18 protein-coding genes are annotated in these 26,311 nt (G+C 54.9%); 7 read left to right on the top strand and 11 right to left on the bottom strand.

All coding sequences use genetic code 11. The features are described from left to right. Positions 1-101: 101 nt before the first annotated feature. The 3 genes from H6A25_RS11165 to zupT all read right to left on the bottom strand — a co-directional run bounded on the left by H6A25_RS11165 (position 102) and on the right by zupT (position 1,891). Complete coding sequence (locus H6A25_RS11165; protein ID WP_204752203.1) at positions 102-620, bottom strand: cysteine hydrolase family protein; 519 nt, start codon at positions 618-620, stop codon at positions 102-104. A gap of 9 nt (positions 621-629) precedes the next feature. Continuing rightward, positions 630-998, bottom strand: coding sequence for a VOC family protein (locus H6A25_RS11170; protein ID WP_204752204.1), 369 nt, complete (start codon positions 996-998; stop codon positions 630-632). Between the two features lie 89 nt (positions 999-1,087). After that, positions 1,088-1,891 carry a zinc transporter ZupT gene (zupT, locus tag H6A25_RS11175; RefSeq protein WP_204752205.1) on the bottom strand — a complete coding sequence of 268 codons (804 nt, stop codon included), beginning with the start codon at positions 1,889-1,891 and terminating at the stop codon, positions 1,088-1,090. 414 nt (positions 1,892-2,305) lie between these two features. Here zupT and H6A25_RS11180 point away from each other — a divergent pair, with 414 nt between their 5' ends. Further along, positions 2,306-3,562 carry an iron chelate uptake ABC transporter family permease subunit gene (locus tag H6A25_RS11180; protein ID WP_243423349.1) on the top strand — a complete coding sequence of 419 codons (1,257 nt, stop codon included), beginning with the start codon at positions 2,306-2,308 and terminating at the stop codon, positions 3,560-3,562. A 57-nt stretch (positions 3,563-3,619) separates the two neighbouring features. Beyond that, entirely contained in the window at positions 3,620-4,327 is a 708-nt protein-coding gene (locus tag H6A25_RS11185) for a metallophosphoesterase (RefSeq protein WP_204752206.1), read from the top strand. A gap of 36 nt (positions 4,328-4,363) precedes the next feature. Here the strand turns inward: H6A25_RS11185 and H6A25_RS11190 are convergent, their stop codons facing one another. Together H6A25_RS11190 and H6A25_RS11195 are read right to left on the bottom strand one after the other, a co-directional pair. Further along, the gene (locus H6A25_RS11190; RefSeq protein ID WP_204752207.1) at positions 4,364-6,394 is read right to left on the bottom strand and encodes a M56 family metallopeptidase; all 2,031 of its coding nucleotides are present in this window, start codon (positions 6,392-6,394) and stop codon (positions 4,364-4,366) included. 11 nt (positions 6,395-6,405) lie between these two features. Then, positions 6,406-6,756: a BlaI/MecI/CopY family transcriptional regulator gene (locus tag H6A25_RS11195; RefSeq protein ID WP_204752208.1), complete on the bottom strand. Its 351-nt coding sequence runs from the start codon at positions 6,754-6,756 to the stop codon at positions 6,406-6,408. 240 nt (positions 6,757-6,996) lie between these two features. Between H6A25_RS11195 and H6A25_RS11200 the strand changes: the two genes are divergently transcribed. Together H6A25_RS11200 and H6A25_RS11205 are read left to right on the top strand one after the other, a co-directional pair. Then, positions 6,997-7,425: a hypothetical protein gene (locus H6A25_RS11200; RefSeq protein ID WP_204752209.1), complete on the top strand. Its 429-nt coding sequence runs from the start codon at positions 6,997-6,999 to the stop codon at positions 7,423-7,425. Positions 7,426-7,536: 111 nt separating this feature from the next. Beyond that, positions 7,537-7,842 (top strand): helix-turn-helix domain-containing protein, encoded by a 306-nt coding sequence (locus tag H6A25_RS11205; RefSeq protein ID WP_118426094.1) that lies wholly within the window; start codon positions 7,537-7,539, stop codon positions 7,840-7,842. Positions 7,843-8,441: 599 nt separating this feature from the next. Here the strand turns inward: H6A25_RS11205 and H6A25_RS11210 are convergent. The 6 genes from H6A25_RS11210 to H6A25_RS11235 form a co-directional block, all read right to left on the bottom strand. Continuing rightward, a complete protein-coding gene (locus tag H6A25_RS11210) occupies positions 8,442-19,166 on the bottom strand; it encodes an S-layer homology domain-containing protein (protein WP_204752210.1) in 10,725 nt (3,574 codons plus the stop codon). 15 nt (positions 19,167-19,181) lie between these two features. After that, the gene (locus tag H6A25_RS11215; protein ID WP_204752211.1) at positions 19,182-19,454 is read right to left on the bottom strand and encodes a hypothetical protein; all 273 of its coding nucleotides are present in this window, start codon (positions 19,452-19,454) and stop codon (positions 19,182-19,184) included. Further along, positions 19,451-20,587: a zinc-ribbon domain-containing protein gene (locus H6A25_RS11220; protein WP_204752212.1), complete on the bottom strand. Its 1,137-nt coding sequence runs from the start codon at positions 20,585-20,587 to the stop codon at positions 19,451-19,453. Before H6A25_RS11220 ends, H6A25_RS11215 begins: the two co-directional genes overlap by 4 nt. 325 nt (positions 20,588-20,912) lie before the next feature. Next, positions 20,913-21,758, bottom strand: coding sequence for a tyrosine-type recombinase/integrase (locus H6A25_RS11225; protein ID WP_204752213.1), 846 nt, complete (start codon positions 21,756-21,758; stop codon positions 20,913-20,915). Positions 21,759-21,867: 109 nt separating this feature from the next. Continuing rightward, positions 21,868-22,686, bottom strand: coding sequence for a hypothetical protein (locus H6A25_RS11230; protein WP_204752214.1), 819 nt, complete (start codon positions 22,684-22,686; stop codon positions 21,868-21,870). Between the two features lies 1 nt (position 22,687). After that, positions 22,688-23,224, bottom strand: a complete 537-nt coding sequence (locus H6A25_RS11235) for a hypothetical protein (RefSeq protein ID WP_204752215.1) — start codon at positions 23,222-23,224, stop codon at positions 22,688-22,690. Between the two features lie 43 nt (positions 23,225-23,267). Between H6A25_RS11235 and H6A25_RS11240 the strand changes: the two genes are divergently transcribed. The 3 genes from H6A25_RS11240 to H6A25_RS11250 are packed head-to-tail and all read left to right on the top strand — an operon-like array spanning position 23,268 to position 25,777. Further along, positions 23,268-24,272, top strand: a complete 1,005-nt coding sequence (locus H6A25_RS11240) for a hypothetical protein (RefSeq protein WP_204752216.1) — start codon at positions 23,268-23,270, stop codon at positions 24,270-24,272. A 3-nt stretch (positions 24,273-24,275) separates the two neighbouring features. Next, positions 24,276-25,115 carry a hypothetical protein gene (locus H6A25_RS11245; RefSeq protein WP_204752217.1) on the top strand — a complete coding sequence of 280 codons (840 nt, stop codon included), beginning with the start codon at positions 24,276-24,278 and terminating at the stop codon, positions 25,113-25,115. Then, entirely contained in the window at positions 25,112-25,777 is a 666-nt protein-coding gene (locus H6A25_RS11250) for a hypothetical protein (protein WP_204752218.1), read from the top strand. Before H6A25_RS11245 ends, H6A25_RS11250 begins: the two co-directional genes overlap by 4 nt. The last annotated feature ends 534 nt before the right edge of the window (positions 25,778-26,311 follow it).

The following is a 26,311-nucleotide window of genomic DNA, read 5'->3' on the forward strand; positions in this document are numbered from 1 at the left end:
GTTCTTTCTATGGGCTTTATAAAACTCTTTCAAAATTCTTAATTCTTCCAAATGGAAAAACAAGCGGCCGTCGGCCGCTTGTTTTGGTGGCTTGTTCCGGTTTAAAGCACCTTTATCTGAAGGCTCTTCATCACAGAGAAAGCCGCCTGCTGGGCTTCTTCGGTGATGGCCGCCACACAGGCGGAGTCCACCGTGACTTGGGCTTCGGGCCGGGCCGCTTTGCACAAAACGGCGTTGGAGATGACGCAGATGTCGGTGACGACGCCGCACAGCTCGATTTCCTCATATTCCTTGTCTTCCAGCCACTTTGCCAGGGCCATGCTGCCAAAAGCAGGCTTTTCAAACCGGGGGCAGGAAAAAAGCAAACCGGCGGCTTTGCCGTAAAGCCCGTGGCCTTCACTGCCTTTGATGCAGTGGGGAATGGGCAGGTTCTTCCCTTCCTGGGTCCTAAGGTAATCTTCCCCGTGGGTGTCCAGGGTGCAGATAATGTCCTGCCCCTCGGCCTGATAGGCGCTGATTTTCTCACACAGGGCTTCTTCGATCTCCTGGGCCTGGGGGAAGCCCAATGCCCCGTCCACAAAATCCTTTTGATAGTCCACCACGATCAAGAGCTTTTTCATGCTGCCACCTCAGTCCAGTTTCTGAAATTCCAGGGTGTATCCATTGGGATCGGAAAAGAAAAAGGAATACACCGGGAAACGGGGATGGTGCTGGGGAGCTCCCTTTACCTGGCAGGCCGGGTTGTCCTTGATGCGCTGGTACACTTCATCCACCTGCTCCCGGCTTTCGCAGTTGAAGGAGATGCACACACCGGTGGCCATGGGCCGGCCGTCTCCATATTCCACAAAGCCCAGATAGCCATAGCCGGTGTCCAGAATCAGGTTTCCCTCTTTTTCCTGGTAAATGGTCAGCCCCAGTACATTGGTATAATAGTCCCGGGTTTCCTGCTGATTGTGGCAGGGGAAAAAGACCACGCTGGATTCCATCCACTTTTTCATGCTTTCACATCCTCCTCTTTTCATGGATCATTGCATTCATTATAGCAACTTTCCCCCGGCTCCACAAGGAGAGAGATGCAAAACTGCTGCTACAAAAACAAAAGCAGACTGACAGCCATCACGGCCATGCCGGCGATGAGACCATAGATGGAAAGATGGTGTTCCCCATATTCCCGGGCCGCCGGCAGCAGCTCGTCAAAGGAGATAAACACCATGATCCCGCCCACGGCGGCGAACAATACGCCGAATACCCCGTCGTTGAAAAAGGGGCGCAGCACCAGCCAGCCCAGAAGAGCGCCCACCGGTTCGGCCAGACCGGAGCCGAGGGAATAGAAAAAGGCTTTCCGCCGGGAGCCGGTGGCCTGGTAAATGGGAATGGCAACGGCGATGCCCTCCGGGATGTTGTGCAGGGCGATGGCGGCTACGATGGGCAGGGCCAGGGCAGGCTCCTGCAAAGCCGAGACAAAGGTGGCCATGCCTTCGGGGAAATTGTGAATGCCGATGGCCAGAGCGGTGAAAACACCCATGCGCATCAGCCCGGACTCTCCCGGGGCCTTTTCCCCTTTTTGCTCCACCCCTTTGACTTCGTGAGGGTTTTCCTCCGAGGGAATCCATTTGTCGATGAGGGCGATGAGCAGCATGCCGCCGAAAAAAGCCGCTGCGGTGGCCCAGCTTCCTCCCTTTTCCCCCAGGGCGCCGGTGAGGAACTCACGGGCTTTTTCCAGGATATCAGTCATGGACACATAGACCATCACCCCGGCGGAAAAACCCAGGGCAACAGAGAGGAACTTCCGGCTGGTGCGGCGGCTGACCAGGGCGATCAGGCCGCCGATCCCGGTGCTCAGTCCGGCCAGCGCAGTGAGCAGAAAAGCAAACAAGATGGAATGATCCAAAAAAACATCCTCCTTTCGGTGTTTTGATTTATGCAAAAGAACTTTGGGTCAGTGTACCATGTTCCCTCTTTCCGGTCAATGAAAAAAGTCCTCCTCCGGCCAGACGGGAAAAAGGGGAAGAGAAAAATAAACCATGTTTTCCTCTTTCGGGAAGAAATGGAATAAGAAACGGGAAAATTGTGGGAACTGCTGAAAATCTTTGAAAAAATCAGGAGAAAAATCGGAAAAGAGGCAGGTTGCCTTATGCTAACCGGCTGTGCTATCATCCCTTTCGTGATGTGCAGCCACTTCTTTCTGCCAGGCTGCCCATTTTTTTACAAATAAGTTAGCATTGGCTAACTACACAAAACGAAAGGAGCCGGTTTTATCAGAATTTCCTGTTCCACTCTTGTTCTGTCAGCGGCCCTTGTCCTGCTGTCCCTGGCATCCCTGTTTGTAGGGGTGATCAATCTGACGCCGGGTCAGCTCCTCACCGGAGATCTTTCTTTGTGGGAGGTCTTTCTGGTGTCCCGTCTGCCCCGTCTGCTGGCTATTTTGTGCACCGGCGTGGGCATGAGCGTGGCAGGCCTGATCATGCAGCAGCTTTGCAGCAACAAGTTCGTTTCCCCCACTACCGGCGCCACCATTTCTTCGGCCCAGCTGGGGATTTTGCTGGCCTTGCTGTTCATGCCATCCTCCACGCTGTGGAGCCGGGCCCTCTTTTCCTTTGCCGCAGCCATCCTGGGTACCTGGGTCTTTGTCTGGTTTATCCAGCGCATCCGCTTCAAGGATGCGGTGATGGTCCCACTGGTGGGCATTATGTTCGGCAATGTGATCGGCGGCATCACCAGCTATCTGGCCTATCAATACGAAATGACCCAGGCGCTGTCCTCCTGGCTGGTGGGACATTTCTCCCTGGTCACCGCCGGAGGCAGCGAGACGGTCAACATGGACACCGGGGAGGATTTTGGCCAAGGCCGCTTCTCCTTCCCCGGTTCCAGCAGTGAGTCCGCCGCTTCGGAGGAAACCGGTACCGACACCGCCAGCGCCAAAGGGCTGAAGGCCGACGGCACCATTCTGATCCAGGGCGGCACCTTTTCCACCGATACCGCCGATGACTCCATTCACGCCGGCGGGGATATTTCCATTACAGCGGGGACCTTCCAGCTGCAAAGCGGCGACGATGCCATTCATTCCGACAGCAATCTTTTGATCCAGGATGGGGATTTCACCATTCCCTATTGCTATGAGGGCATTGAGGTCCTGTCCATCACCATTGACGGGGGCACCTTCCAAATCACCTCCCAGGACGATGGGCTCAATGCCGCCGGTGGGGCCGACAGTTCCGGCTTTGGAGTGCGTCAGCAGGATCGGTTTGCCTCTTCCGCTTCCTCGGACAGTTTTATTCTGATCAACGGCGGTACTTTCACGATCACTTCTCAGGGAGACTGCATTGATTCCAAAACAGACCTGACCATCAATGGTGGAACCCTGGATCTCACCTGCAACGGCAGCGGCAACACCGCTTTGGATACCGACGGCTCCTACACCAACAATGGGGGCACCGTGACCACCAACGATGGTTCGGAGGAAAACCCCGGGGCCATGGGCGGCGGACAGGGAGGAATGGGCGGCAAAATGGGCGGCGGCCGTCAAAGCAGTGCCGCTCCCCCCTCTTCCACCGCACCTTGACAAGAAAAGAATCATTTGGCACACTAATGGAAACGGGGTCAAAGGGAGCGATGCTTTGTGGGAAAGATCTATGTGACAAGCGACATTCATGGGCAATATCAGAAATACAGGAAGATTTTTGATGCTCTGCCTCTCCGGGAGGAAGACAGCCTGTTTGTGCTGGGAGATGTGGTGGACCGTGGGCCTGAGCCCATGGGCATCCTGCTGGATATGATGGAGCGGCCCAATGTGTTCCCCTTGCTGGGCAACCACGAGATGATGGCTCTGACCTGTCTGAAACTACTGTGCCGGGAGATCACCGAGGATGCTTTGGAGAACCTGGCGCCGGAGGAACTGCAAGGGTTGCTGGACTGGCTGGCCGACGGCGGCCGGGCCACCCTGGATGACTTCACCGCCCTGTCTCCGGAGCAGCGCCAGGCGGTGATGGAGTATTTCGGGGAATTTTCCCTGTACGAAGAGCTCACCGTGGAAGGAAGGGAGTATGTTTTGGTCCATGCCGGACTGGAGAATTTCTCGCCGGAGAAAAAATTGACGGAATACGCTTTGGAAGAGATGATTCTGGCCTGGCCGGACTATGACAAGGTCTATTTTCCCGGGAAATACCTGGTCACCGGCCACACCCCTACCCGGCTCATCCCCCAGAATCAGGGGCAGGACCGGATCTATCAGGGAAACGGCCACATTGCCATAGACTGCGGCTGTGCCTATGGCGGACCTTTGGGTGTGTTTTGTCTCAATGACGGCCGGGAATGGTATTTGGAATAATAGAAAAAGCAGGGCGATCTGAACCGCCCTGCTTTTTTATGCAGCTGCCAGCTGCTTCATTTTCCAGAAGGCCGGGTAGTGTTGCTGCATCCATTCTTCCCCATTTTGTTCCAAAAGATGATCGTGATGGGTTTTCCAGGCATCGAAATAGTCCTGTCCGGTTTCAGCCGCCGTTTTGATGGCGCTTTCCGGCGCCAGCTCATCCAGAAGCTGCCGCAGCAGCTGGCCCCGCAGCCCGGTCTGCCCCCCTTTCAGAAAGGCATCAAACACATAATCCAGGGTGGAATCGCCCAGATAGAGCAGTTGATTCCATTCATCGGGATGGGCGGCGATGTAATCCCCCGGCGAAGAAGAGGAAGCCGGCGAGGACTCCACCTTGCGGAGCAGTTCCGGGATCAGACGGGTGGGGTTGACGCCGCCCCGGCTGATTGCCTGGGAATAGCAGTCCTGCATCTGCATCAGCACATAGTCCTGGGTGTTCAGAACGCTTTGTGCCAGATTCTGGGGGAAGTGCTCCTGGATGTCGGACAGATAGAAACTGCCGTCCCGGGGCGTCCAGTAATCGGTGAGAACATAGCCTTTTTCCCCTTCCTGGAAGGTGAGAATAGCAGGGGTATGACTCCCCTCCCAGGATTCCAGCCCCTCTCCGCTGCAGGCGAAGGCCTGGTACATGGCAATACCATAAAGGATGACGCTGCCATCCTGGGGCGGATCACTGTCTACAAGGACTTTATCCCGCCCCAGTTCCACAAAGCTGCCGCAGCGGACCAGGCTGTCTGTCTGTTCTCCCGGGCTGTTTTGCTCCACAATGGCCTGGAAAACGGCGGCGGCCAGGTCTTCCTGATTGTCCAGTTCCTGTCTGGTAAAGCGGGCCAGTTCCTGCTCCGGCTCTTTGCTCCAAAAGGCGATGACGCCCAGATTGCCGATGCGGTCAAAAGCCTGCTGGGCGCAGTTTCGGAATGCTTCCTGACTTCCCTGGCCCTGTCCCTTGAGATAGACCGTCAGACCATAGGGTTCCCTGGCGGTTTGCAGCTGAACAGAAGCATAGGACAGACCTGCCGGATAAGGCAGGCTTTGGGCCACTTCCACGGTTTTGGGGGCGTTACCCAGGTAGACGGTGGAGAGCTCCCCGGCTTTTGGGGAGGCCTTGGACTCCGGAGGGTCGGTGACCAGGCACACACCGGCAAGGAAGCCTGCGGCCAAAACCAGCAGGATCACCCAGAACCGGGGCTTTTTATAATCCATCACCCGGCGAACCCGTTCTTTGACCCCCACTTCCCCGAAAGCCAGCGGCCCGGTGAGGCTTCGCCGCCCCAGGCTGCACTGGAGCAAGGCCCGGGAATAGGCCCGCCGCTCTTCTTTTTCCATGTTTTTTACCGCTTTTTCATCGCAGGCGGTCTCCATATCCCGGCAGAACAGGATGTAGGCCAGCCACAGAAGGGGCTGGAACCAATAGGCCGAAAGAAGCAGAAAGGCCAAAGGCTTCAGCCAGTGATCCCCCCGGCGGATGTGGGCATTTTCATGGGCCAGCACATATTTCCGGCAGTCTTCTTCCAGGTGATAGGGCAGATAAATGGTGGGACGGAACAGCCCCATCACAAAGGGGGATGATACCCACTGGCTGCCTTTGATCCCCTTCTCCAATAAGGTGGCGTCCGCCAGTCTTTGCCGCAGAAACAGGAAGGAAGCAATGGCATACAGCAGCATCAGTCCAAAGCCCGCTGCCCACACCCGGGAAAGAAGGATGCCCCAGTCCGGACTGTGGGATGGCTCAGGTGCAGCCGCCGTGAGATCGGGGGATACATCCTCTGTCAGAAGGGTGCCCGGCGTCACCTCTTCCCCGGCTCCCGGGGAGAAGGCTTCTTCCAAAGATGGGATCTCCGGCGCAAGGCTCAGCGGGCTTTGGAGGGAAACGGGGCACAAAAGGCGCAGGGCCACGAGAATCCACAGCAGGCAAAAAACCCACCGGGGCCCTTTGCGGAACAGAAAGCGGAGAAGCACCAGCGCCAACACCAGAAAGCCGGCGGCGATGCTCCGGTTCAGCAAGGCGAAAAACAGTTTTTCCATCATGCCCTCCTTTATTTTTCGATGATCCGGCGGATCTCTTCCTCTTCTTCCTTGGAAAGGGCCTGCCGCCGGGCAAAGGCGGCCAGGAAGGCGGGCAGCGATCCCTCAAAGGTTTTTTCCATCATTTCTTCCATCTGGCTCAGCTGCACCTCCTCCTTGCTCACCAAAGCGGTGACAGTGGCGTTTTCGTTTTTCACCACACCCCGATCGCTCAGCCGCTTGATGACGGTATAGGTGGTGGTACGGCTCCAGCCCAACTCCTCCTTGCAGAGTTTGGCCAGTTTGGTGCTGTTGATGGGTTCATTCCGCCACAGAATCAGGCAGAACCGGTATTCACTTTCAAATACCTTGGGAGCGGACATAAAGGCTCCTCCTTTTTATTGAGGGTTTGTCTAATACATTAGACTTTAGAGAGAGTCTAACCCATTAGACGCATTTTGTCAAGAGACAAAATAAAAAAATGACGGGGCCAGGTCAGGGCACCGTCACTCCTTTTTCCGTAGAACACTATGCAACCGGCATTATTTTAATGGTATTTCGATTGTGGTATCATGATGTTAGGATTCCTGTATGAGTACGATGCAGGGCAAAGAAACGATAGAGTGAGAAAGAAAATGATGAGCATGAAAAAATGGATGGCGTTATTGCTGGCCGCGGTTCTGGCCTTGTCCCTTGCGGCTTGCGGTGACAGTTCCCAAAGCGAAGATAAAGGCTTAGATGTATCAGATGAAAATGTAGTAGAGGCAACTTGGCAAGATGTATTCGATGATGTTCAAGAGAATGAGGCAAGGGCACTTACTAATACTTACAAAGTTACAGGGCCTATTGATAAAATCGAAAGTGATTGTTGCGTAGTAGGTGCTTTATATGTATATCTTCCTAGTGATGTATTAGCATCAATAGATACAGATGAAACACCTGAAATTATGTTCATCGGAAAAATAACAGATGTTAGTTCAGCAGAAGGATATTATGAAGGTGGTGCTGTTATTATTGAATTTGGAGATGCAGAGTTAATAGAATTACATTGATTAAAAGCGGCTAGTATCAAATACTAGCCGCTTTCCTATTGACAAATGATTAAACTGCAACGACTTATCAAAGTATAATTTACGAAGAACACAAGCAAAGGAGGAGTGTGGGTGAAGGATATTCTCTCGGCTATCACCGCGTACCGGCAGGAAAGGGGCTGGACAGAGTATCAGCTGGCGGAACGCTCCGGCCTGCCCCAGTCCACCATTTCCTCCTGGTATCGGAAGAACATGGTTCCCACCATTCCGTCTCTGGAGAAGATCTGTACCGCTTTTGGCATTACGCTGTCCCAGCTGTTTGCCGAAGAAGATGCACCTGTTTCCCTGACGGCGGCTCAGAAAAAGCTTCTGGAGCGATGGTCAAGACTGAGCGAAGAACAGCAGGCTGTCGTATTTGCTTTGATTGATAAGATGTAAAAAAGCGAAGAGACCTTTGGGTCCCTTCGCTTTTTTGATGCATAAAAATCAAAGGTTATTTGCTATTTATTCCCACTCGATTACGGTTTTATGGCTTCTACCGTATGTGGTGGACTTATTTGATGACTATTATCAATATATTGGAGTAGTATCTCTATTATTTTGTTTTCAGGGACTTTTTGCGGTCATTTTGCGGTCACGAAAATGGAGGCACAAGATGTTGATTCAGAGGCTGCCTTGCTCCTGATACTCGGCCCTACCCGGGTATACTTTTTCTGCAGCAGAATTGGATGGGCCGTCGTACCAAGGTACAAGGACGATTTCGATTGCTCAACCGGTCTATAGGTCAAGTTTCCTCGCTTTCCAAGCACTGCTTCAATACATCGTAAAACGCCATATCATCATCCACTGATGCCACAGCCGCGTTTATCAACAAGTCCTGATTTGTATTGCCCCAGTTGATCAATGAATTTGTAATCTATAAGAAGTGAGCCAATTAATGACAGCCAGTTAGCTCGCTTCTTATAGATTAAATGGAGGGGAGCATTTCCGCTCCCCTCCATTTCCTGCTGTAGAAAGTGTTTCACAGATTTAAACCGTCAATTCTGCCAGGTTTCTACGCCGCCTTGATTGGTGTGGTTGTGTGCATTGGCGGCTTCCATGATATCGTAGTAGGCCCAGTAGTACGGGCTCACATCGGTAAACTGTGTCAGCTCGTCGGCATGGGTATCCACGTAAGCCTTATCTGCGCTGCGGCCCAGCATCCGGTTGACAATGGCCGCCACTTCTGCACGGGTAATGGTCTCATCGGGACGGAAGGTGCCATCGGCGTAGCCGTTGATCCAGCCGTAGTTGACGGCGCTGACCACCACCTCATAGAACCAGTCATTGGCATGGACGTCAGGGAAAATGTCTGCGCCGCTGGTATCCATGTGGGCAAACCGCATGGCGATGGCCGTAAACTCCGCACGGGTAATGGCCCGGTCGGGCTCATAGAGTCCCTCACCCACGCCGTTGAGAATACCCAGGGATGCCAGCACGCCGACGGGCTCAGCGTACCAGGCGTCGGCAGGCACATCGGTAAAGCTGACGGTGACAGATACCTCCTTGTTCTTCAGAAGGTTGTAGAACATCTGCGCGGCCTGGGTACGGGTCATATTGTCGGTGGGGCCAAACAGGCCCTCGCCGTATCCGCTCAGATACTGGATGTGCTCGCCGGTAATCAGCCAGCTGGAAACGCCGGTGTCATCGGGATCGGCAATGCCGTCGTCAGGCTCCTCGACGGGCGGGGTGACGGTTCCGCCGCCACCGCCGCCACCGCCGCCACCGGTCTGCTCCACAACATTCAGGATTCCACCGGTGACAGCCGTTTCATAGCAATCCGCGTCAAAACCAGGAATCTGACTCATGTCCACGCCGAAGGTATAGGCAGCGGTCTCGTTGGGGAAGGAGAAGGAAACCTCCTTGTACGCTCCTGCAACCTGATCATATTCCAGCGTCAAGGGCGTCTGAACGGTGCCATCCTTGGTCACGGTCAGCTGGGTCAGCTTTGTGGCGTCCATACCGCCAGGCCAGGTACCAGGTGTCACCTGAATCTTGGCGGTGCCGCTGCCGGCCTGGGCGGACGGGGTGACGGTGATGGACAGCGTCAGCTTCGCTTTCTCAATGATGACGGTCTTGGACTCGGTGAAAGAGTAGCTGCCGGTACCGTGGGCCGTTACCTCGTATGTGCCGGGACGGTCCAGGAAGTTCAGGGCGCTGGCGGTGTCAGTAAACTGCTGCGCCGCGTCGCTGTCCTTGGAGATCGACAGGACGTAGTCAGTGCCGATGGCCAGCGGAGCGCCGTCGTTGGTGACGGTGATGGCAGTCGGCTTGCCGGTCGACTGGTACTCCCAGACAGCCGGTGTGATCTCCATCTCAAAACGAGTACTGGTGACCACCACGGTGAAAGTTCTCTCAACGGTTCCCTGATAATTGCCGGTGCCGGTGATGGTTGCGGTGGCCGTTCCGGCCGAGTCATTGTTGGCGTAGGTCACCGTGTAGTCCTGGCTGGTCAGTGCCCGGTCCAGATCGTTGTCGTAAATGGTCACTTCGGGGCGGGCCGCTCCTCCGGTGGAGATGTTGACGGTGGCCGGGACGGTAATGTTAAACGCTGCGTCGTCTGTGATGGTCCGCCGCCCGATGGAGAAGGGAACGCTGGCCGTGCCGGTGTAGTTGTTGCTGCCGGCGGGGGCCTTCACGATGGCCCGGGCGGTATCGCTGCCGGCGTTGGTGTTGTTCTGGTAGCTGTCCACGGCAAAGTCCACGCTCTGGGTGCCGCCCGCTTCGTCGGTAAAGGTTCCGCTGGTCACAGTGGGCTCCTGAGCTCCGGCGTTATACTCCAGAGCGTCATCCGCCACCGTCCAGGCGATGTCACTGCTGCCGATGCTCTTTTGCAGCACCAGCAGGGTGAAGGAACCGTTCTGGCTGCTGTCATAGCTGCCTTTGCCCGTGGCAGTGACCACGTACATACCGGCAGCGGGGATTTCCTCCACCGCGGTGATGGGCTCACCATTTTTTGTGCCCAGATAGTCGTAATAGGCGCACTGCAGGTCATAGTCCACGCCGTACTGCAGCGGATCTCCCTCCGAATTGGTGACTTTGATCAGATCGGTGATGGTTTCTCCCTGTGGAATCAACCGTTCGCCGTAGGTGACAACCACCGTATTCTGCCCACCGAAGGTCATGCCGAAGCCGCCGGAACTGGTTTTGGGCATCAGCATATACCGAACTGTCATGGTGCCGGCATGCTGGGGATCGCCCACCACACTGACAGTGATCACATAGACGCCGGGCTTGGAGAAGGTGAGGTCCAGGCCCGAGACGCTGCAGCCGTCACCAGTGCCGTCCGGTCCGATGACGCCGTTAATCTGAATATACTGGCTGTCGATGGCATGGTCGCCGTGGCGGACGGAAACGGTGGCGCTGGTGGTTGTGGGGACATCCAGCGTGCCGTAATACCGGTCCAGTTCAGCGGTCAGACTGGCTACAGACACCTGGACAATGCTGAAATGCTGCTCCACTTCGCCGCCATAGTTGCCAAGGCCTCTGACGGTGACGGTGGCATTGGAGCCGATGTTGACATTGTCCCGGTAGACCACTTCATAGTCCACACCCGGTGTCAGTTGCATGTCGGTTCCACCGATGGTATCCCACACCTGAACGACCGGCCGGACCTCGTTGCCGCTGTATACAAACTCAGAGGCAGAGAGTTTGCTGACCATGTTGATTCTGTCGTAGGTTCCATCGTAGATGCCGGTGATGGCCTTGGGCTGGATGGTGACCAGCGCCTTGCCGGAAACCGGGTTGGCCCCGGCTGCGGTGACGTAGTAGAACACCGTATAAGTGCCGGCCTCCCGGAAAGCGGGATTGACGGCGGTGTACTGATCGGCTGACGGGCGCAGACTGCTGTCGCCCGCCACCCAGTAATAGCCGACCTGCGCCATCTGGCCGGTGGGCGCGTTGGAGACCTGCACGGAAATTTGATATTCCGTCACACCGTCGTAGGTGCCCGTCACATCAGCCGCCGTTGCAGTCATAGAATTCTCGTTGTTCACGTACAGCAGGAAGGTGGCCGTGGTACCGGTGCGGTTGGCATCCTCGGGAAGGGTCGCGGTAATCATGGTAAACCCGATGCCCTTCAGGGTGAGCCCGCTGCCGCTTACCTCCGCTACGGCGGGATTGCTGCTGCTGAAGGTAATCTTGCTGGCGTCGTAGCCGGTATCGGGCTTTAAGGTCAGATGATTGTCTGCAAGCTCGTAAGTGCCGGCACTGAGCAGGACACTGTCCTCGGATTTTTCAAAGGATGCCTGGAGAGAAGCCTTTGCAATGACTGCGCGCACCTCCCGCGTTACGCCGCTGCCGGCATAGGCTCCGCTGGGATCGTTGATCCGCCAATATACGGTGTAGGTGTCCGCGTCGGTTTGTGTGGGAATGGTTTCAGACCAGGAGCTATCATCCCCGGAGTTCAGCGTGTATTGGACTGTTACGCCATCAGGCAGGTTGTCGGTACCGGAAGCATACACCAGTTCCTGGGGAGCGCCGGTATAGTGCAGATTATGCACCGGGAACACCTGCACATCCAGCTGTCCCTGGACACCGATGAGTACAAAGCTGTCACCGGTGGGATCCGACTGGAAATTCCTGACGGTCTCCAGGGTGACACGGATGTTCTGCAGGACTGTGCTGGATTTAGCCGTAACCGTAACGGTGCCATTGACGACCTGGATTTCGTAGCCGCTGGAATCATTGGAAGAGAAACACAGTGCATCCATCAAGCCGGCAAGGTCGTCTTCATCCGTAATCTGAGAGTTGCTGCTCTCATTGGTGAAAGTGACGGTGATCTGCTTGCTGTCGCCGAAACCGACCTGCAGCGTCTCCTCCGCAACCGCCAGCGATACCTGCGCCTTGTTGATGGTGTAGGTGGCCCGGTCGGCGTTGCCATCGAACTCTGTCTGGCCTACCACGGTCACATCGTAGTTGGCTGCGACCGTCTGATCCATGGCCACGACGTAGATGGCGTAGGTGCCCACATTGCTGCTCTGGGTGGCGTCGGTACCGAGCTCGACATCCAGACTCTCGCCGTTTGCCATGTTGCTGGTAGACGAGGTCAAATCGACGGTGCCCTGACCGTAAAGGCTACTCTTGTCAGCGATCGTTACGGTCACAGGCCGTTTGTTCACGGTGTAGGTGCCTGGCGTGAAGGTGACATTGTAGTTGCCGTAGACACCGTTCGTTGCCGAGATGGTGTAACTGTGCGTAGCGTCGGTGATGGGGCTTGTGTTGGTGGCAGTTGTGGTCAGCTGCAAACCGGTCAGGACGGTGTAGATGCTTTCACCCTGTACAATCCCTTCCTCCGCTGCGGTGCTGGTACTGGTCAGCGCCACGTTGCCGGCTCCGGCGGACACATTCGGCGTATCGCCATAGATTCCGCTCTTGTCGCCGATGGTGACGGCCACAGGCCGGGCTGTGATGGTATACTTGCCGGTTGTGCCGCCGCTCTGGCCTGCGAAGGTTACAGCGTAGTTCTGATTGGACCACTTGCCGATGATGTTATAGGTGCCGACATTCTGAGATCCAGTCACGCTGAGGGTAACGCCCAAATCGTCGCTGCCAATGATGGCATCATCATCAGAAACCGTCCAGTCTGTGTCCTTGTTGGAAGTCACGCTGGGCGCTGTTCCGTCATAGACTTTGGGCTGATCCAGAATGGTGACAGTGACGGGTTTTGCGGTGATGACGCCGGTATTCGTGGTTACAGCCACTGTCCAGGTCTGGCCGTTTTGACTGATCTGACCGTCTGCGGTGTAGTTGTCTGCATCCACACCGCTGCCGAAATTGACGGTATAGGTGACGGTGATGGTCTTGCCGATACCAACGTCCTTGCTGTTGTAAGCGGCAGAAACAGCAGTGACTGTGATATTCTCGATGTTCTGCTGGCCGGAGAGCTGCGGATCAGCAACGGAAGCGTCATCGTTGCCGTCGTACCCTTTGCTCTCGTCCAACTTGCTGGACAGCGTGAGCTGTGCCGGTGCAATCTCAATCTCAACCGTGTTCGCGCTGTAATAATCCGTGTGGGATTCGTATTCCACCTTGTACCAATAGCTCCCGCTCTGGCTCACATTTTTAATCTCGTCGCCGGAGATCCAGTGGCCGGTCTCGCCGGGATTTTGGCTCTCCGAGCCTTTCAAGGCAAAGGAGACGGTGGGAGCGGACACGGCATTCCCGGTGGAACTCACGAAGGTCCAGCCATTGGTCAGATCATGGCTTTGCCCGGTGTAGGAGCCGGAGTAGTTTTGAGCGCCTACCGTCAGTGCCGCGTTGGTGATTTCCAGTGTGCAGTTGCTGGACTGGATGTCAAAGTTGGCATAGCTGGCCTCGGCACCGCTCTTCAGCGCTACGGTGACATCGTAGCGGCCCACAGTGATGGGTTGGGCTTCGCTGCCGTTTTGTTTGAAGGTAAATTCCACGTCGCTCTGCTGGAGCGTCTCGTCAAAGGCGCTGCCCGTGATCTCTGCCGTGAGGACGATGGGCTGACCGGTGTATCCCTCGGTGACAGTGCCATTGACAGCATTCTTCACCGACAGGGCAACGGTTGCCTTGCTGATCGTCACATCGATCTTGTTGCTGGCAGTATCCGTGACCACGGCGGTCACCTGATAGTTGCCCGCGTCCGTGCCGCCCCGCGTGATGACGCCGGTGTCCACAGTGACGGTTTTGGGAGAATCGGAAGCCTTTTTATCGCCCACTGTGCCGGTGGCCCCTTGCTTGAGGGTGAGCGTCAGTTCATCGCCGTCGACCATGCCTGTGGTCTCAGGTGTGCCAGTAAGCTGAACACGCTCCGAACCATTATAGACGCGATCCACCGCGTCCACGCCGGTGACGGTGATGGGCTTGGGGGTGATCTTGCCGCTGACCGTGTCGGTGACCTTGCCGTTCTCGGCTTCTTTGCCGTTGAAGGTGTAGTTGGCGAGATCGGCGTTGGTAGATGTAACCGTATATTCCACGGTGATGGTCTTGCCGTCCTCCACGTTCTTGTTGTCGTAGGTTGCCGAGGCTGTGACGGTGAACTGCTCGGATGCCGCGCCGTCGACGGTGATTCCGGAATCGCTGTAAGCCGTGCCGTTGATCTTGTTGATTACAGCAGTGTTCGTGCCGTCGTAAATCTTCTCCTTGGTCACATCCGGGGTGAGGGTGATCTCCCTGGCGGTGATGCTGACATTCACAAAGCCGATATAGGGCTCGTAGTTGGACGCATCGGCGCCACCGACAGTGACCTTGTACCAGTATTCGCCGCTGTGCGCCACATCCTGGACGGTGAGGCTGTTCCAGTTGGGATCATTCGCATCGGGTTTGGTATCGTCGGTCTTTTTCTGATAGGTGACGGTGTAGTCCCCGCTGTCCAAAGCGCCGTTGACGCCGGTAACGGTGATGGACTTGACCGGGGCGTGGGCCGCTCCGTCATAGGTGCCGGTGTAGCCGTCGGCAGGAGCTGTCAAGGTACGGGGTCTGATGGTAACCGTAATGACCTTGGCCGCAGCGTTGTAGTTGTCATCTCCGGGATAGGAGATGCGAAGATAGAATGTACCGGCGCCCGTGGGGGCAGCAATTTGACCATCGGTGCTGCCGTTTTGGGCGTTCTCCAGGGTATTGTAGAACTGGTAGACCAATCCACCAGTCGGCTGGACAGCCTTTGCGGGCGCTCCGGTCAGCTTGGCATCAACGTCCGTCTTGTAGGCCTCCAAATCTTCCGGTGCATATCCGTAGGTGTAGTCCTGATTCTCCGCCTCGATGGACAAGTCGCCTTTGACGATCTTGAGGGTATAGCTTCCGGAGACCGCCAGATAGTTGCCTCCCGCGTGTCCGGGAACAGAGACCGTCACGGTGATCCCATCATCCGGGGTGACGCGCTTGAGGGTTACAACACCCTGGTCGTCAACCGTGGCGTACTGTTCGTTTTCAGCCGCGATGGAGTAATCAGGGGTCTCCGCCGTGGCCTGGCCGTTGAGCATACCCTGGCCGGTGACCTGAATGGTCCCATCCGTCAGCTTGGCGGTAATGGTATTCGTGGTCCCGTTGTCCCATTGGTTTGGCGACACTGGCGTCAGGACCACATCCTGCTGGGCGCCCTGGATGATAAGGGTGCATTCCACCGGTGTTGCCTTGTAGTTCGTACTGCTGATACCCACCTGTACCGTATAGTTCCCGGCTTCCTTGAACACGGGTTTGACCGTGCTGGCTGCGCCGTAGGAACCGTCATCCTGTTTGACGGCGTAGGTGAAGTTGCCCCAATTCGCTTCGTCAACCGCAACAATGCCGGTTACATCGGGATCCTCGATGGAATGGTTGTTTCCGTCGTAATCCACCGGCGTGGTTTTCCCGGTCAGTGTAACGGTCTTCTGCGTGATGCTGAAGGAGGTAGACGGAATCGTAGCGTTGTAGTTGTTCGAATCATACTTATAATTCACCCGGACATAATAGGTGCCGCAATCTTTCGGAGCTTCTGTCGTGGCACCACTGAATGTCGTGCTCCTGGAGTATTGATAGCCGTTATTAGAAACGTCCCCGGGGAGACTCGCGGCATCCACGTGGATCTTCGTTGTATCATAGGCCGTCCCTGTATACTCCGCGGGCTGCGCGGTGATGTCCGGTAATGAGAGCGTTGCCGGATTGATGCTCCATGTCAGCTCAGATGGCTCGCCGGCCGACCACTGATAATTGGTGGACGACAGGGCGACGTCAATGGTGTACTCATCGCGGTTTGTATGGTAAGCGTCTCTAGCGACATAGGCCACCGCCGCATTGGCATCGTAATTCGCATCGCCTTTATTTCCCACGTAGACCAGCGTGACCGTGTGGGTGGTTTGATCAACCTGGAATTCATAGTCCGATTCGTTGTTCATGGAAAGGGGGTTGCGCCATGTACCATAGGCATAGGTATACACCGACGCACCCTGGGGAATGCTGGGCGCCACAATGGAGCGTGGCTGGATGCTCCAGTCAATTTCGATCTCGCGTACCGTCTCCGCTGTATTTGCCCAACGGTAGTTGTTGTTCGTCAGCCGGGCTTTGGCGGTATAGCTGCCGGCCGAATTGCCGGTATGCGTGTAGGTGTCGTCGTCCACAAATTTCCAGACGGTGCTGCTCTGTCCGGCGAAGCCGTCCTGGCCGGTGGTTGTGGGCAGGTACGTCAGGTTTGGGGTGGGCGTGGGTTTTGCAACCTGCTTGTGATCGATGTGAACCTGAAGCGTCTGTGTTTTATCCTGATACTCGAGATGACCAGGATAGGTAAATGTCACCCGAACGGTGTAATCACCGGCCTGCGTCATGGGCAGACCCGTGACCGTATCGGTATCCGCGGCGGTGTATTTCCAGTTGGATACAGAAACGCCGTCCGGAGCATTTATGACCGTTGCAGTGACTTTCTGCCCAACTTCCAGGCTGCTGATGCGGATGGTGAGCATTCCAGTTTCCCCGTCATCATAGACCAGGTTTCCGATCGCTTCCGCTTCGGCGTTGATCTGGTGCAGGGAAACGGTGAAGTCTCGTTCCACCCAGGTCTTGCCGTTTTCCGTTTTCAGGGTGTAGCTGCTGTTGCTTGGATATTCGGCATCACCAACTTGGGGCAGATCATACATCTCATTGTTGTATGTAAAGCAGACCCGAATCTGATACGTCCCTTCCGTGGTGGGCTGTGTGGTTGTCCACGCCCCATTCACATTGTATTCAGGGGGCTGCGTGCCGGTGGCTTCCTGGAAACCGCTGATTTGCACGGATGCCGTATCACCGACATTCACGGCGCCGGGCAGAATGGACACGTCGTGCAGATCCAGGATATCCTTCTCCACCTTCACCTGCACAGTCAGCTCCTGGGGATCCTCCGTATGGGAATCCGGCGTGCCCACCGGAGCCTCGGTGAATACCGGCCAGTTTTGCCCTGTGCCCGTGGTTATGGTGTACTTCACCGGCACATCCACTGTCTGCTCTGTGCCGAATTCCTCGTCGGAAGGCTCTGCCCAAGACACGGTGCCATATTGACTGAAGCCCGTCAGTTGGTCCGCAATGTCATTGAGAGATTGGGTGGTCAGCGCTGTGATGGTCTTTCCGGTCAGCGGTATGGTGACTGGCGAGTCGAGCTGATCCATGTCATTGTCATGAGCGGGATTTGTGCAGACATAGTAAAGCGTGGCGCTGGTGTCGGTATCCATGGCAGGATTCTCTACGGAACAGGCTTTCCATTGGTGGCCTTGCGGTGTTTTAAATTTTGCGCGCCATTCATTCAACTGCTCTTCACTGAGGGGTTCGTCGGTGTCCGGGTCAAAGAGGCCCGGTCCGGTGGTATCTTGACGCAAAGCGCCCACGGCCTGCCCCTTATTGGGGCACTTCTTCCGCTGGCAGAATTGGACAAAGTAGTTCTCCGTTTCGCAGCTGACAGGAATCTCTTTGATCTCTCCATAATCGTGTCCCAGCGCGGGGATCGGGTGATGATAAAGAATCTCGAGATCTTTGCCGCCGCTGGAGGCACCCCGAACTGTGGTTTTATACTCATCGAATCCAGGCGTGATACAGTCCGGATCTTGGGTATATTGGTACTCCATGGGGGTAATATCGCCGGTGTAGCAGTTGTCGTGATTCTCCAGAGCATCCAATATGTCTAGCGGCACCAGGAAGGTGGTACCCATCAGGCCGGTGTACTGGATCTCCGGATTCTTCGCATCCGTGATGGTGCCTTCGTAGGAGTAGGCGGTATTTTCGTCGTAACCGAAGGCATGGTCGCCGATTGTGATCTGCGTGTTCTCTATGCCGTCATCTTCCACGGTGACTTCCCGCAGGTTCCTGCGGCCAGAGAAGGCACTGGCACCGATGGTGGTCACAGTGCTCGGAATGGTGAGGGTGGTGATCCCGGCGGTCGTGTCTCCCGTGCCCATCCCCAGAGCGAAAGCGGAAGCGCCGATATCGGTCAGCCCCTTCGGCAGCACCAGCTCGTCCTGGTCCCGCAGAGAGCAGCCGGAAAAAGCGCTGTCGCCGATGGCCGTGATCCCGGTGGGAAGGTCAATGCTGGTCAGACCGGTGCTGGCAAAAGCGCTGTTGGGGAGCTTGTTTGGAATCAACTGGCCCGCTTCCTTCGCGGTGATGGTTTCACCCAGGACGACTCCGGTGAGGCCTGCGCAGCTGCGAAAGGCCCCCTGGCCCATGGTGGTCACGTTGGAAAGGTCCAAAGTGTTGATGTCTTCCGTATGGCCTTGATCGGTAAACTTGACGCGGCTGTTGCCGGAAAAGGCCTGTTCGCCGATGTATGTAAGTTCAGAGGCATTCTGAAACTCCACCGTCTGGAGAGAGTTCATATTATAAAAGGCGTTGTCACCGATACCGGTCACGCCGGAGGCAATGTAAACCGCGGAGGGGCTTGACTGTCCCCAAGGACGGCTCAGGAGACTATCCTCATCTGCCGTGTAGTCCGGAATGGAATAGTTGCTTCCGCCTGTCCCTGGTACGACAATTACGATGACATCGTTTACCAGAACCGTTCCTTCATAATGGTTTCTGGTTAGATCGTAACGATACAAATCTGAATTGCCGCCTACAGGAATTGCAGGACTCATTCTATATTGTTTATCGGCCTCAATCGCGGCATTCAATTGATTCAGGATGCCTTGAGCATACTGATATTGCTCCGAGCCTTCTGTCGGCGCGGATGCCGCCGCCCATGCACTGACGGGCAGCAGTGAGAAGGCCATCACGATGGCCAGCAGCAGGCTGCATGTCCGTTTCCAAACTCGTTTCATCCATTACTCCTCCGTTTACTTGGTAGATTCTCGCTGTCTCCCCGATGGGTGCAGCAGGTGTTGAATCAGGTGTGTTTTTGCCCCATGAGCGCTTGTTTCCGGTGGGACATTGGCGAGATAGACCAGCACATCATTCCATTGGTCCAGATCTTCTTCCCGCGGCGTCAGAAATTCCAACTTGTGAGCCAGAAGCGCTCGCTGTGTGTCGGTCAAAAGTTTTAAATCCGATAAATAGATACAACCCATCTGAATGGAAATTAAATCCAACAGTGATTGTTCTGCTGTCATATCTGCATCACCCCTTTCCTGTCTGCGGATACGTTTTCATAGCAATTCCGCCGCCTGCGTCCGATGCGTCCTGCACAGATTGGACACCCGCATTTTTGCGTCCCGGTACGGGAATAGACTGCCGCTTTCCAGACATGACCTTCTGGGCACTGCCACCAGACTTTTCGCCGTGTCCCCGAAGTAACCATTTCCGGTGTCAGGGACCCATTCAGACCGGGATGCCATTGCAGTGCGATTTGGGGTTCCGTACTCGCTAAGTCATTAAAACCCGGCAGTACTTTTCGTCCCGCACAGTAGGGACAGCCACAGCTCCTCATGGTCCGTGATGCAACCGAAGCCGTATAGGAATGCCCCAGACTGCATATCCACCATATTTTGTGGTTTGAGCCGGGCGCAAACTCACGTGGTGACAATTTTCCATTTCGAGTAGGGTGCCACTGGGCCGCAATATCCGGAAATAGACTGGCAAGGTCATTTTCTCCGGGAATGATCCGTTTTCCAGTGCAGACAGGACAGCCGCTGCCTCCGGATGTGCGCGAAACGACAGACGCCTGCCATTCATGTCCTTTTTCACAGACCCACCAGACTTTTCGCCGTGTGCCGGGTGCAATCCGATCCGGCGACAAGTGCCCATTTCGTGTGGGATGCCATTGCCTGGCCAATTGGGGGTACTGAGAAGCCAAATCGTTGCTACCGGAAAGCACCTCGCGATTGGAACACACCGGACAGCCACAGCCCATGACTCTGGATTTGATTTGCGCTTTCCATGTGTGACCTCGTTCACAGACCCACCAAACGATGCGGTGGCTGCCCGGGAGAACCTGCCGTGGTGTTAGGGGGAGATTTTTTGTAGGGTGCCATTGGGCAGCCAAATGCGGAAAACACGCAACCAAATCCGTTTTTCCCGGCAGAGGCAGCTTCCCCGCACAGTAGGGACAGCCTGTTCCACTGCCAGTACGAGTGTAAATGCTCGCTTTCCACGCATGTCCCTCTTTGCAGCGCCACCACATTTTTTTCTTGCTGCCATAAGTCACAGTCTGCGGAGTATATGGGTCATTCTGTTGAGAATCCCATTGATCCAGAAGTGTTTGGTTGCCGGTGCGGATACAGTATGTATCGAGTGTCTCTCGCATGGTATCCCCCCTTTTGGGACAGAATCCCCATTCTGTTTCGTTATGTCCTGATTTTTCCCATGCATATCCAGCTGTTTAAAGTATTTTAACATTGTTATAAAAGAAAAACAAGCAGTTTTTTGCATATGAGCATGGAAATCGAGGCCGCTAATGCTTGATTCATTATCGGCCTGCTTCTGTATGCAATTTTCATACTTGGTATTATGCCGCTCACTTGAGCTACATTTTTATTTTCCCGGGAAGCGTCGTGTTTTTTGGGGGGCCGCCGGAAATGTGCCAAAAAACAAAAACAGTCAAGACAAAATGGGGATTCTGTCCTGTCCTGTTATGAAATCAGTTTCATCTGCTCCAGCGTCCAGGCGTGTTCCACGCCGGTTGAGACCAGATAAATTCTCGTGGTTTCGATACTGCTGTGACCCAGAACATCCGCAAGACGGGCCACATCACGGCAGACCCGGTAAAAAATTCGGGCAAACAGGTGCCGGAGATTGTGGGGAAACACCTTTCCCGGCTCCACGCCAGCTTTTTCACAAATTGCTTTCATCTCAGCCCAAATCTGCTTGCGCGACAAAGGCCGACCGCTTCTGGTGAGAAACAGCTCGCCGGCGGCGATTTTGTTTTTTCTGGCGTATTTGATGAGTTTGCGGCAGAGTTTTCCAGGCATGAGAATGGTACGGATTTTGCCTTTCAGAGAGATCTCCGCTTTGCCCGCTTGTGCTGCTTCTACAGTAATATACTGAACCTCGCTGACCCGAATGCCCGTGGCGCAGATGGTTTCCATGAGCAGTGACAGCCGCTCTTTTCCGGATTCCTCCGCTGTGGCAATCAGACGCTCATACTCCTCTTTTGTGAGTTCCCGATTGGATTCCCGGAACAGACGCCGCTGGAGACGAAGATGCTTGACCCGGCAGTCCTCCCAGCCCTTGAAGGAGAAAAAACGGTCGATGGCTGAGAGCTTTCCATTGACGGTGGTGGGGTTGTAGTTCTCCTCCAGCAGATGCGCTTTCCACGCCGCAACGCTGGACTTTGTGACCTCGCTGCCATTCAAAAATTCAGCAAACAGCCGAACTTCCCGGAGATACTTTTCCACAGTGGCGGTGCTGCGCTCATCCTCCCGCAAAAACTGCCCGAAGGAAACAATCTGTTCTGTTGTAATGGTTCGCTTTTCCATATTGTCCTCCTTTGCAAGATACGCTTAGTGTACCTTGTCTACGGGCAGTCATACAGGGTATTGTAATTTGTTGGTGAGAGGCCGCTCTTTTGGGCGGCCTCTTTGCACATTACTCTACCGGAATGCCCCGTGGCTTGTACTCGTCGCCCAGCCAGATATGAACCGCCTTTTCCAGTTCGAAGTCGAAGCAGGGCTGGGCGGTACGGTCCTTGAGATACCGCTTCAAATCGTCGTGGGCCACGGACTTCTCCGCCTGACGGATGGCGTCCAGATAGTCTTCGCAGGTACCCTTGTCGATCTCGCCGTCCAGCAGGAACACCTCCCCGTCCTTGTGGCAGATATAATCGACGGTGTGAGGACGCTCCCAGGGCGTCAGATACTTGGCCAGCTTGATGCAGCGTGCCGTCTCCTTGCGGGGATGAGCTTCGGGCTGCACCTTATTCAGCTCCACCGCCAGCGTATATGTCACCAGATACTGCGTCAGTTCCAGAGACAGCGGATAATTGTGGGTCTGCGCCATAAGAACAGCCAGCGTCTCCATGACCAAGTCTTCGGCGTCCTCATCGCACTCAAAGGTGTCCAACCAGCGTTCCCGAGTCTCCTCAGGCAGCATCTGAAGCGTCTCCTCGTCCCAGGTGGGCAGATAACACCCCGTGCCCTCCCGCAGCTCGTCCAGCACCTCAGCGGCGTGCAGCGCCGCGTGGAGGGCGGGAGACACCATATAGCGCAGCTCCAGCATCGTTGCATCCGCTTTCAGTGATTCGTAGACCTCATACCGAAGGGTAGGAATCAGCATCGCATTCGTGTGAGGCGTCGTCGCCTGCCAGTCATGTACCTTGTCCAGCACCGCTCCGACCTGCCGCCCCTGGGGGGCGGCGGTCAGAATCCGGGAGAAGGTGCGCAAAGTGGAGTAGTTCATCAAATCCATATCAGTTACCCTCCAGCTTCTTCTTGATTTCTTCAAAGCGGGGATAATTCCAGACAGCGGGGCTGTGGCAGTTCACGACCACACGCAGCAGGGCAAAAAGTTCTGCCATCATCTGCGTGTCGACGTCATCCTTGCCGCGGCTGATGCGCTGCATTACTTCCGTTTTCACCTTATCGTGAAGGGCGTGTACCAGAGCGTCATACTCCCACACATCCTTCTGATAGGCCAGAGCCTTGAGAATCCCGGCGCAGCTGAAAAACACCTTGGCAGGGGCACCCATGGGGATGCAGCAGGGCAGCAGCGACTGCACATTGCCCTCCTCATCCAGGGCCAGGAAATAGGGCGCCAGCTGCATCTGACCCTCCTCACGGGCCATATGGAGCATCTGCCACAGACGAACCTGACGGGCGAGAACCTTGTCACCGTCGGTGTTGTCCACCAGCACCTCGAAGATGAGCAAATCGCCCACATGTTCCACCAGACGACCGGAAATGACCTCCGCCTCCTCGCCGGTGAGATGCTGAATCTCGTCCAGCATCTGCACACGCTGATTGCAGTAGTATATTCCTGATGATGTCCGGGTGAAGTTTGCATATCTGCTGACGAAAATGCCCCATTACGGACTTGCAATGGGTGCGGGGCTGATGGCAACCGGCGGCGCCCGCACCGCAGAAGCGTGCGCCGTCAGAATCGGAGATATCGCATTGCGGGATGGATATGTGGTGATTCCTATCCTTTATCAAATCAAAAACGGGAACCGCATTCCCCGGCTGAAAACAGATGCCGCTTACCGCTATTGTATCTGCGGCTCGCTGATGCATCACATGATTGTTCAGCGAATGGACTATCTCCACAGTCTCGGTTATACAGATGAGGAAATTGCCGAAATGCCTTTGGTCTCTTACCCGGATGACCCTTGCCGGTATGCTGACCCGTCCAGCCTGTCGGCTTTTGTAAAAGAATTGCTCCAACTGTGCGGTTTTCAAAAGGCAAATTTTCAACTGGTAGCGGCCCTGACACGAAGAGAGCCGGATTTGGACAGTGATGGTGTTCCGGACACCGATGTATCGGCTTATGATCTGCGACGCGATTGGGCAGGCCGTGCGATCCATCTCTGCGGGATGACATCTGCCGATGTGGACTATCTCATGGGACACAAAAACTCAGACACCAAGGATAAGGACTATACCAATTATGATGTGCAGTCGGATATTGCCAGACAGCTGGAACGCCATACCTTTCTGTCGGAATACAGCCGGCACCCCTATTATAATGCCATCTGTCCGGTTCCGGGCAAAACAATCGATCTGACGGGATACAGCGCATACCGCATTACCGCGGGCAAAGAGCCCATTGAGGTAACGCTTCGTGTCGCTACCAGCGAAAGTGGAAATCGTCTGGATTTTATCACCGACGGCACAGTAATTTCCTTGCCGGAACCCCAGACCGGTGCAAAGGACGCACCAAGACTGCGGGAAAACCGCCCTGTGATTTCCCCTGTCATCAGCTCTGATAAATATCAGAAGTGGATTGAAGAAGCAGAGCAAATTGACATTTCAAAATGGAATGACAAAAAGGAAGAATGAAAAATGAGCCGAAAAACAAAGCCCTCTGCACAGCATGACGATGTCACCTATATTGCTTATCCAAAAGAAGATGGTTTGCTTCATGTGGAAGGTATGTGCTTTTACAAAGGAAACAAGTATACATATTCGCTCAATGAGCAGAAACAACCAGAAAAGCCCAGTACGGGGAAATTCTATCTTCTCCGTGGCCGAATCAGCCTCCGCTCCCCCAGCAATGGAAAAGTCCTGCAGATGAATGGACCTGCCCGACGCAAAAAGCGGAACCAACTGAAAGCCAACGGCCGTGAACCTTCGGCAGAAACTTTTTCCGTCAAGGCCGACCTTTATCTCGATACCATGAATGAAAAAGTGATTCAAGAAAAGGTCATGGAGAAAGCGAAAGAGCTGTCTGTAAAGAACGCCACCACCTTGGCCGATGCAAACAATGACCTTTATGCCGGCAAAATGCCCATTCCCCGGGCCGTTCAAATTTATGCGGATATTTTCCTGAAACAGCGGAAAGAAAAAGCGCATACCTCTGAGGAAACCTTGCGCCGCAGCAAGCGTGAACTGGAAAACCTGGCTGGTCTGCTGGACAAATATACCATGGATGCTGTTCCCAAGGAAGCTCTTTCCGCTGCCTATAAAAAATTATCCGATAAAAGACGGGGAACGATTTTCCGCCTTGCAGAACAGTTTGAGGAATACTGCCGGGATCGTGGCATCTACTCCGGTGAAAATCCGTTTACCACCTTCCTGGAGGGGAATCCATCCCACAAGAAGCGCAATATCGAAGCCCAGCAGAAAAAGGCGCAGCAGAAGGAGTCGCTTTCTGAAAAAGAGGAGCGCCACCTGATCAAATGATTGCAGAGGCCGATGTTGACGATATTGGAGCAACGGGAGTTCTACTGGAGAAGGAAGGCTTTACCGGCAGCGACGTATGCAAACTCTCCTGGGACGATGTGCGCTTTAATCAGATGGGGCGGGAAGAAACCACGGCGCAGATTGTCATCATCAAAGAGTTTTCTACCGGATCCCCCCGCGATTATACAAAGCCCGTATGCTCCTTCAGCGCCCGGGAACTCTTCCGCCGCGCCGAAGAACTCAAGAGCCGGGGAATTGACCTGAATGGACGCCGGATTCTGGAGAGCAGTTCCGGAAAGCGCATGACCAGCAAAGAACTTGCCGCCTATTGTAAGGGGGCGCTGCTCCGCTGCGGCGTCGGGCCTGATGCTTTGAAGCCAGACCCATCTTCCACCAATGGAGCAGGAAGCCGACTGCTTCAGAGTCATTATCATCACCGTCTGAGAAATAATGGCGTCAAAGACGGCAGCGGAATCAGCGAATTCCTCCTGGGACGCTCTTTGGCGGGAAATGTCACCTGTGACCATTACTGCAGCATGACCAGCCCGGAAGCCCAGGAACATCTTCTGAGTCTCCTGGACCGTGATAAGACACTGGAGCCTCCGTTGCCCGATGAAGTCGTCGTATCAACGGAGCGTTTGGCGACGGCAAAGAGGTCATAACTGTCCGCGCAAAAGAGCCCTGGCGTTTTACTCAAGCAACCGTTACCGTTCGCCTGGAACCCGGGCAGTCCCTGGATGTTACTTCCCCGGGGATGATTAACGGTATCGCAAAAGCAAAAAAGGTGAAGTAACGCAGCAAACAAAATTGAAATATAGAAAGACAGCCGAGGGCCTTATGGTTCTCGGCTGTCTTTTGCGATTAGCCCATCGAATATCATTGGGGGGCGGTCTTATGTTAGAATTTCTGCCAGGCCCCAAATCACAGGATGTATTACCTCAGGAAGCTCAATCATCCTGTGATGCCCCTTGACCCCAAATCACGAGATTTGTTCACCTCCGGTCACCCCTAAATCACAGGATTGGTTCACTTTCCCTTAGACCCAAATCACGGGATTTTTGCGGTCAAAATGGGGTCAAATGCAAAAAATCATAACCACTAGTAAACTAGTGGTTTGCTCAGACCCCATAGGGGTCAGTACTTGCTGACCCCTATAAGGGGTACTGAGGGTTTGTTATCGCATCACAATTTCAGGC

This window comes from Intestinimonas butyriciproducens (assembly GCF_016901775.1).
Classification (GTDB): Bacteria; Bacillota; Clostridia; order Oscillospirales; family Butyricicoccaceae; genus Pseudobutyricicoccus.

What these genes read in the sequence shown, in the direction of transcription:
- H6A25_RS11235 (WP_204752215.1), bottom strand. Translation starts at nt 23,224, where the DNA reads ATGCTGGACGAGATTCAGCATCTCACCGGCGAGGAGGCGGAGGTCATT.
- H6A25_RS11195 (WP_204752208.1), bottom strand. Translation starts at nt 6,756, where the DNA reads ATGTCCGCTCCCAAGGTATTTGAAAGTGAATACCGGTTCTGCCTGATT.
- H6A25_RS11225 (WP_204752213.1), bottom strand. Translation starts at nt 21,758, where the DNA reads ATGGAAAAGCGAACCATTACAACAGAACAGATTGTTTCCTTCGGGCAG.
- H6A25_RS11210 (WP_204752210.1), bottom strand. Translation starts at nt 19,166, where the DNA reads ATGAAACGAGTTTGGAAACGGACATGCAGCCTGCTGCTGGCCATCGTG.
- H6A25_RS11165 (WP_204752203.1), bottom strand. Translation starts at nt 620, where the DNA reads ATGAAAAAGCTCTTGATCGTGGTGGACTATCAAAAGGATTTTGTGGAC.
- H6A25_RS11190 (WP_204752207.1), bottom strand. Translation starts at nt 6,394, where the DNA reads ATGGAAAAACTGTTTTTCGCCTTGCTGAACCGGAGCATCGCCGCCGGC.
- H6A25_RS11230 (WP_204752214.1), bottom strand. Translation starts at nt 22,686, where the DNA reads ATGGATTTGATGAACTACTCCACTTTGCGCACCTTCTCCCGGATTCTG.
- H6A25_RS11170 (WP_204752204.1), bottom strand. Translation starts at nt 998, where the DNA reads ATGAAAAAGTGGATGGAATCCAGCGTGGTCTTTTTCCCCTGCCACAAT.
- H6A25_RS11250 (WP_204752218.1), top strand. Translation starts at nt 25,112, where the DNA reads ATGATTGCAGAGGCCGATGTTGACGATATTGGAGCAACGGGAGTTCTA.
- H6A25_RS11220 (WP_204752212.1), bottom strand. Translation starts at nt 20,587, where the DNA reads ATGCGAGAGACACTCGATACATACTGTATCCGCACCGGCAACCAAACA.
- H6A25_RS11245 (WP_204752217.1), top strand. Translation starts at nt 24,276, where the DNA reads ATGAGCCGAAAAACAAAGCCCTCTGCACAGCATGACGATGTCACCTAT.
- H6A25_RS11215 (WP_204752211.1), bottom strand. Translation starts at nt 19,454, where the DNA reads ATGACAGCAGAACAATCACTGTTGGATTTAATTTCCATTCAGATGGGT.